We start from the raw sequence: 6,588 nt of genomic DNA, 5'->3' as shown, positions 1-6,588 counted from the left end.
TTCGTCGAACGCGCCGGGCAGGTCGTCGGGGCTGATGTCGCCGATGCCGTTGTAGAAGTCGAAGATTCCGACGCAGTTGACCAGCGTGTCCAGCCCGCCGAAGGCATCCACCGCGGCGGTGACCGCGCGTTCGTTGGCCTCGTAGGCGGTGGCGTCGCCCTCGACCACCGGTACGTCGGGCAGCTGCGCGCGCAGTGCTGCGCACTTTCCCGGATCACGTTCCAGCACAGCGACTTTCGCGCCCTCGTCGCGAAACGCGTCGACCACGGCCCGACCGATGCCCGAGCCGGCGCCGACGACCAGCGCGCGCTTGCCGTCAAGCCAGCTCGTCATCGCGCTCCTCGGGATCGTCGGGCAGCAGCGGCGCGTGGGAATTGCCGACCATGGCGGCCAGCGTACGGGGGTTCTGCCAGGTCAATGACTCGATCTCGAGCGCGTCGAGGGTGATCCACTGTCCGGATCGGGGCGCGCTGATCAGCAGGCGTGACCCATTGCGGGTGTCGACCCGGCGCACCACGACTTCGGTGAATTCGTTTGCGACGGACAGCGGGTCGCCGACGGCGCCGTCCAGCAGCTGCTGCAGTTCATCATTCATCCGAGCACCGCTCATAGGAACACCGCCAGGTTCTGCATTCGTAGCACCGACTCGTCGGCGATGATAGTGCGGCGGGCCAGCTTCCAGCTCTTTGGGGGACCATCGCAGCGCCGCAACACATCCTCTCGGCCGCAGGACATCAGGGCGGCCTCGTTGACGTCGCCGCGGCTGCGGAACAGCAGTTCGGCCGATTCGACCACCAAATGCTCCTCGTCGACGCCGGTGAACGTGCGCACGTTGGTGATGAAGTGACGTAGCCGCGAGGGCGGATCCTCGGCCCACGCGTGCTCGGTGCCCATCCGCGCGACCCGCTGGCGCAGCGAGTATTTGTCCTCGTCGAAATGGTCCATTCCCGGGGAGGTGTCGAAGCCGGCGCCGCGCGCGGTGGTGACCCGCACCGGCATGGTGTAGCGGACGTCGTCGGTCAGCGTGTCCAGCCACGCCTCATACTGCTGGGCGTCGAGCAGGTACGCCTCGTCCACCAGGAACTGATGCGCCTCGAGGTGCCGAGTGTCATTAAACGGCAGGGGTTTCCTCATGTGCCGGCCTTCTGCAGGTAGTCGGCCCACATGCTCAGCAGGGCGCGCTGGTTGTGTTCGTTATAGCCGACCTGCGCGCGTCCGGGGCCGTGGAATGCGCTGGGCGCCAACGCCTCGATGACGGGGCGGTCGTCGGCCAGCAGGCCCATCCGGCTGTTCAGCAGCAGCCGCCGCGCCATCGAGCCGCCCGCGGTTGTCGTCAGCGACACCCAGTTCTCCACATCGTCCTGTTCGAACATGCCCGTCGAGCCGAAGCACATCAAATACGCCTTGTACGAATCTTGTTTGTACTGCGGGGGAGCGGCGGAGTCCACCGCGAACCACGAACACACCTCGGTCTCGTTCTCGCTGATCGGCTGCCACAACCGGATCGAGATGAAGGGCAGCACTTCTGCTTGCTGGCCATCGCCCCGCCCGCGCACCCCGTCTCTTACGCGGGGCCAGTTGTGCACGAAACTCAGGTTCGGAAAGCAGGTCGCGGCCGAGATCATGAAACCGTCCTCGCCGACCACCCGCTGCTGTTGCGGCGTCCACGCCTCTTTGATCCGGCCGATCATCTCGTCGGGGTAGCCGACGTAGTGCATCCGTTCCTCGAAGGTGCCCGGCGGAAGTTTGTAGGTGGTCCCACCGCCGCGGTGCGCCCAATACGTGGCGCCGTCCTTGCGCTTTTGGGCTTTCGGCTCCCGGAACAGTCCGATCTCGACGATCGACGCGTGGGTGTGCGGGGTGTGGTACATGTCGCCGGCGAAGTTCTCCGCGCCGATCTTCCAGTTCGCCTTGATCCGCCAGCGCTGCGGGCCCCGCACCTCGACGCCGCCGGCGCTTTGCTTGGTGTAGTAGTCCAGGTAGAACCTGAAGTCGCCGAGGAAGTCGTCCAGCGGTTCGGCATTCGGATCCAGGCTGATGAACAGCAATCCGTTGTAGCTCGCGAAATTCGGTGCGGGCAATAGGGTTTGGTCCTTGGCGAACCCCTCGTCCCCACCGTAGGCCTCCCGGTGGAACGGCAGCCCGGTGAGCCGGCCGTCGTTGCGGTAGGTCCAGCCGTGGTACGGGCAGCGGAAGTTGGAGGCGTTGCCCATTTCCGCGCGACACACCTGCATGCCGCGATGCAGGCACATATTGAACACGGCCCGCACGGTGCCGTGTGAGTCCCGGGTGATGATGAACGAGTCGTCGAGGACCCGGCGCACGATGTAGTCGCCGTCCTGCGGGATTTCGGACTCGTGACCCACGAACGTCCACGCCCGCCCGAACAGCCGCTCCTTCTCCAGCGCGAACAGTTCCGCGTCGTTGTAGATGTGCGCGGGGATCATCCCGCGGCGCACATTCTCGAAGACCTCGGTCAGTTCGCCGCCCCGGTCCGCCATCGAATCCTCTGTTCTACAGAAATGTTCTCCGCTCAGTAGAATCTCGCAGTCTTCGGCGCTGGTCAATCGCCGGGGCGATCGCGCCGCCGGGCGTCCACCAGAAACCTTTCGGCCGATTCACAGGATGCGCACACTCACACGGCGGAAACCCGCGGCTACGGTGGGTCACGGCCGGCGTTCGGTGTATGTGAGCGCGGAGTAAAGTGGGGGTAATCGTTCGGGTTTGCGGTTGTTTACCCGTTATTTCCCACTGATTTGAGGAAAGGCAGGGTGCCATGGTGGGTCGGCCACGAGGGGGTCGATTGCAGCAGGTCGGATCGAAGGTTCTGGCCGCTATCGGGCGCCAAGAGTGGATGGATCGACCGAGCTATCGGTTCGAACATCTGCTCAGCTTCGCCTACAACGGGCTGGGCGGCGCCCGCAACACCGTCACCAACGCGCTCAACGGTGTCTGGCTCGGGCACCCGGTGCACCCGCCGCTGGCATCGCTGACCAGTGGCGCGCTCGGCACGACGGTGGCGCTGGACGCACTCAGCATGCTGCCGGGCCAACCGGTCTCCGAGGTCGTCGACGCGTCGCGATTCGCCTCCCGCGCCCTCGGGGTCGCCATCCTGGCCAGCCTGGGCTCGGCCGTCACCGGCGTCACCGACTGGCAGCACACACACGAGGAGGACCGCCGGGTCGGCGCGGTGCACGGCCTGTTGAACGTGGCGGCCACCGCGCTGTACATGCAGTCCTGGTGGGACCGGCGCAAGGGGCGCCACGGTCGCGGCATCGTGCTCACCGCGCTCGGCTACGGCATCACCGTTGCCGGCAGCTACCTCGGCGGGGCGCTGGTCTTCGACTCCGGCATCGGCATCGACCAGTCGGGCCCGCGGCTGCGCACCTCCACCTGGACGCCGGTGCTGCCCGCGAGCTCGTTGAACGGCAAACCGGTGCGCGTCGAGGTCGACGGCGTGGGCCTGGTGGTCTGTCAGACCAAGCCCGGTGAAGTCGGGGCGTACGGAGAATTCTGCCCACACCTGGCCGCCCCGATGGCCGACGGCTGGATGGACCGCGGCCGCTTGGTGTGTCCCTGGCACGGCTCATGGTTCTCGGCCGAGTCCGGCGAAGTGGTGCGCGGCCCGGCAGCGGCGCCGCTGCCGTGCTACGAGGCCCGGTTGGTCGACGGAGTGGTCGAAGTCCGCGGTGAGCAGCAGCCCGCTCCCGGTGGCGCGGCCGGAATCGCTAAAGGAGGAGCAAATTGAACGCCTACGACGTTCTCAAAGATCACCACATCGTGCTCAAGGGCCTCGGCCGCAAGATCAGTGAGGCGCCCGTGAATTCCGAAGAGCGCCATGCCCTTTTCGATGACATGCTGCTCGAACTCGACATCCACTTCCGCATCGAGGACGACCTGTACTACCCGGCGCTGCGCGCGGCCACCAAGCTGATCGCGGTCGCGCACGCCGAACACCGCCAAGTGGTCGACCAGCTGTCGATGCTGCTCAAGACCCCGCAGAGCGCCCCCGGCTACGAGGACGAGTGGAATTCGTTCAAGGCCGTCCTGGAGGCGCACGCCGACGAAGAGGAACGCGACATGATCCCGGCTCCGCCGCAAGTGAAGATCACCGATGCGGAGCTCGAGGAGTTGGGCAACCAGATGACCGCCACCATCGAGCGATACCGCGCCTCGGCCGTGCACCGCCTGCGGATCAAGGGCCGCGCGGCGTTGATCCGCGCCCTGTAGCCTCTCGAACCGACAACGCCGCCCACTTGCGGGATTCGGTGGATCATCGAGAGTAGCGTCACGGCTCATGGACGCCGAGTGTGTCGCTTCTCAGGCTGACATCACTGCGGAGATCGCCCGCATCGCAGCGCAATACCCGGGCGCGGCCGGGGGAGTCGGGCCGCACGGGCAGCCGCGGCTCGACTATCCGCCCTACCGCAGCACGACGCTGCGCCATCCGAAGCGATCCCTGGTCGCTGTCGATCCCGAGGGGGTCGAACTCTGGGCGCCGTGCTTCGGTGATCGAGACGTCGACCCGCTCGACGCCGACCTGACGGCCGGGCATCCGGGTGAGCCGATCGGGGAGCGCGTGGTGGTAAGCGGCCGGGTCGTCGACGAAGGCGGTCGGCCCGTGGCGGGTCAACTGGTCGAGATCTGGCAGGCCAACGCGGGCGGGCGCTATCGCCACCAGCGCGACCAGCACCCGGCCCCGCTCGACCCGAACTTCACGGGTGCCGGCCGGTGTCTGACCGGGCCGGACGGCTCGTATCGGTTCGTGACCATCAAGCCCGGCCCCTACCCGTGGCGCAACCACCACAATGCCTGGCGCCCGGCGCACATCCATTTCTCCCTCTTCGGAACCGCTTTCACCCAGCGCCTGGTCACCCAGATGTATTTCCCGGGCGACCCCATGTTCGAGCTGGATCCGATCTTTCAGTCGATCCTCGATCCGGCCGCCCGGCAACGGCTGATCGCCCGCTACGACCACGACCTCACCGAGCCGGAGTACGCGACCGGGTACCGATGGGACGTCGTCCTGGCCGGCGGCGCGCCGACACCCACCGAAGGCGCTCATGACTGAATCAGCTTGCACGCCAGGGCAAACCGTCGGGCCCTTCCTCGACCTGGGATTGCCGTACCCCGGTGACAGCAAGCTGGTCGACGACGGCCATCCGCAGGCCATCCGGCTGCACGGCACGGTGTACGACGGCGGCGGCGCCGTGGTCCCGGATGCACTGGTCGAACTGTGGCAGCCCGACGGCGCGGGACGCATTGCGCGGCAAGCCGGTTCGCTGTGCAGAGGCTCGGCAGCGGATCGGCGCCATCGCGACCATGCGTCGATCGCAAGCGCGGCGCTTGCGCCGGGCGCAGCGGATCGGCGCCATCGCGACCATGCGTCGTTCACCGGCTGGGGCCGGTGCGCGACCGACGGCACCGGGCGATACGCGTTCACCACCCTGGCCCCCGGCTCGGTGATCGACGGGCGGCCCCCGTTCTTCGCGCTCACCGTGTTCGCGCGGGGGCTGTTGAATCGGCTGTTCACCCGCGCCTACCTGCCCGGAGCCGAGCCGGACGCCGATCCGCTGCTGGCGGCCGTTTCCACCGAGCGCCTCCCCACCTTGCTCTGCGTCGCCGAAAACCGCTCCTCGACATACCGTTTCGACATTCACCTGCAGGGCCCGGCCGAGACCGTATTCCTCGCATATCGGGCGGACCCGCGATGACCAACCTGCTGTGGCCCGGAGACCATCGAGCCGGCGAGCACATGACGGATCAGGCGCTGCTGGGGTCGATGGTCGCGGTGGAATCCGCGTGGCTGGGCGCGCTGGCGGCCGCCGGTCTGACGCCCGCCGACTGCGTCGGCGTCGACCTGTGGAATCTGGTCACGCACAACGACTGTGAGGCGCTCGCGGTTACCGCCGAGGACGGTGGCAATCCGGTCATTCCGCTGGTGAAGCTGCTACGCGAACGCGCGGAGCCGGCCGTGGCGCCGTGGATCCACCGCGGACTCACCAGCCAGGACGTCCTGGACACCGGTCTGATGCTGGCCGCGCGCGCGGTCGCCGATGACCTGATCACACAGCTCAGAGAGCAGATTTCCGCGCTGTCCGAACTCGCCACACGACACCGGGCCACGCCGATGGTGGCCCGCACCCTCACCCAGCACGCCGCGCCCACCACCTTCGGCGCCAAGGCCGCTGGCTGGCTCAACGGGGTCATCGACGCCTTCGAGCGGGTGGCCGCGCTGACCACACCGGCTCAAATCGGTGGCGCGGCAGGGACCTTGGCCGCCACCACGGAGCTGGCCGCATTGCTCACCGGCACGCCCGACCCGGCCGGGGTGTCGGCCGACCTCGCCGCGAACGCGGCAACGGCGTTGGGCCTGGCGCTGCGGCCTCCGTGGCACACCGCGCGCGCACCGATCACCGCGGTCGGCGACGCCTTCGTCGGCTGCACCGACTGCTGGGGCCGCATCGCCTCCAACATCGTCACGCTGGTCCGCCCGGAGATCGCCGAGCTCAGCGAGCCGGCAGCCGAGGGCCGCGGCGGTTCGTCGTCCATGCCGCACAAGCGAAACCCCGTGCTATCCATCCTGAT

9 protein-coding genes are annotated in these 6,588 nt (G+C 67.8%); 5 read left to right on the top strand and 4 right to left on the bottom strand.

Annotated features, from left to right (window positions below; translation table 11 throughout):
- From Q0W90_RS22025 to Q0W90_RS22010, 4 genes are all read right to left on the bottom strand, one after another.
- The coding region (locus tag Q0W90_RS22025) for an SDR family NAD(P)-dependent oxidoreductase (protein WP_297776603.1) at nt 1-333 on the bottom strand (333 nt) is incomplete at its 3' end.
- Nucleotides 317-595 carry a dihydrodiol dehydrogenase gene (locus tag Q0W90_RS22020; RefSeq protein WP_297698428.1) on the bottom strand — a complete coding sequence of 93 codons (279 nt, stop codon included), beginning with the start codon at nt 593-595 and terminating at the stop codon, nt 317-319. The genes Q0W90_RS22025 and Q0W90_RS22020, both read right to left, overlap by 17 nt.
- An 11-nt stretch (nt 596-606) precedes the next feature.
- On the bottom strand, nt 607-1,134 hold the full coding sequence (locus tag Q0W90_RS22015) for a 3-phenylpropionate/cinnamic acid dioxygenase subunit beta (protein ID WP_297698426.1): 528 nt from the start codon (nt 1,132-1,134) through the stop codon (nt 607-609).
- Entirely contained in the window at nt 1,131-2,501 is a 1,371-nt protein-coding gene (locus Q0W90_RS22010) for an aromatic ring-hydroxylating dioxygenase subunit alpha (protein ID WP_297776598.1), read from the bottom strand. Before Q0W90_RS22010 ends, Q0W90_RS22015 begins: the two co-directional genes overlap by 4 nt.
- A 275-nt stretch (nt 2,502-2,776) precedes the next feature.
- Between Q0W90_RS22010 and Q0W90_RS22005 the strand changes: the two genes are divergently transcribed.
- The 5 genes from Q0W90_RS22005 to Q0W90_RS21985 form a co-directional block, all read left to right on the top strand.
- Complete coding sequence (locus Q0W90_RS22005) at nt 2,777-3,748, top strand: Rieske 2Fe-2S domain-containing protein (protein ID WP_297598880.1); 972 nt, start codon at nt 2,777-2,779, stop codon at nt 3,746-3,748.
- Complete coding sequence (locus Q0W90_RS22000; RefSeq protein ID WP_297598878.1) at nt 3,745-4,230, top strand: hemerythrin domain-containing protein; 486 nt, start codon at nt 3,745-3,747, stop codon at nt 4,228-4,230. The genes Q0W90_RS22005 and Q0W90_RS22000 overlap by 4 nt, the downstream gene beginning before the upstream one ends.
- 67 nt (nt 4,231-4,297) lie before the next feature.
- Nucleotides 4,298-5,071, top strand: coding sequence for a protocatechuate 3,4-dioxygenase subunit beta (pcaH, locus tag Q0W90_RS21995; RefSeq protein ID WP_297598876.1), 774 nt, complete (start codon nt 4,298-4,300; stop codon nt 5,069-5,071).
- Entirely contained in the window at nt 5,064-5,714 is a 651-nt protein-coding gene (locus Q0W90_RS21990; RefSeq protein WP_297776593.1) for a protocatechuate 3,4-dioxygenase, read from the top strand. Before pcaH ends, Q0W90_RS21990 begins: the two co-directional genes overlap by 8 nt.
- Nucleotides 5,711-6,588 (top strand): lyase family protein (locus tag Q0W90_RS21985; protein ID WP_297776591.1); only part of this gene is annotated, 878 nt, incomplete at its 3' end. The genes Q0W90_RS21990 and Q0W90_RS21985, both read left to right, overlap by 4 nt.

This window comes from Mycobacterium sp., assembly GCF_025933915.1.
Taxonomy (GTDB): Bacteria; Actinomycetota; Actinomycetes; order Mycobacteriales; family Mycobacteriaceae; genus Mycobacterium.
This window is presented reverse-complemented; position numbering and strand designations above follow the sequence as displayed.

Bases quoted from the DNA above. Each gene is read 5' to 3' on its own strand.
- Q0W90_RS22020 (WP_297698428.1), bottom strand. From the start codon at position 595: ATGAATGATGAACTGCAGCAGCTGCTGGACGGCGCCGTCGGCGACCCG.
- Q0W90_RS22015 (WP_297698426.1), bottom strand. From the start codon at position 1,134: ATGAGGAAACCCCTGCCGTTTAATGACACTCGGCACCTCGAGGCGCAT.
- Q0W90_RS22010 (WP_297776598.1), bottom strand. From the start codon at position 2,501: ATGGCGGACCGGGGCGGCGAACTGACCGAGGTCTTCGAGAATGTGCGC.
- Q0W90_RS22005 (WP_297598880.1), top strand. From the start codon at position 2,777: ATGGTGGGTCGGCCACGAGGGGGTCGATTGCAGCAGGTCGGATCGAAG.
- pcaH (WP_297598876.1), top strand. From the start codon at position 4,298: ATGGACGCCGAGTGTGTCGCTTCTCAGGCTGACATCACTGCGGAGATC.
- Q0W90_RS21990 (WP_297776593.1), top strand. From the start codon at position 5,064: ATGACTGAATCAGCTTGCACGCCAGGGCAAACCGTCGGGCCCTTCCTC.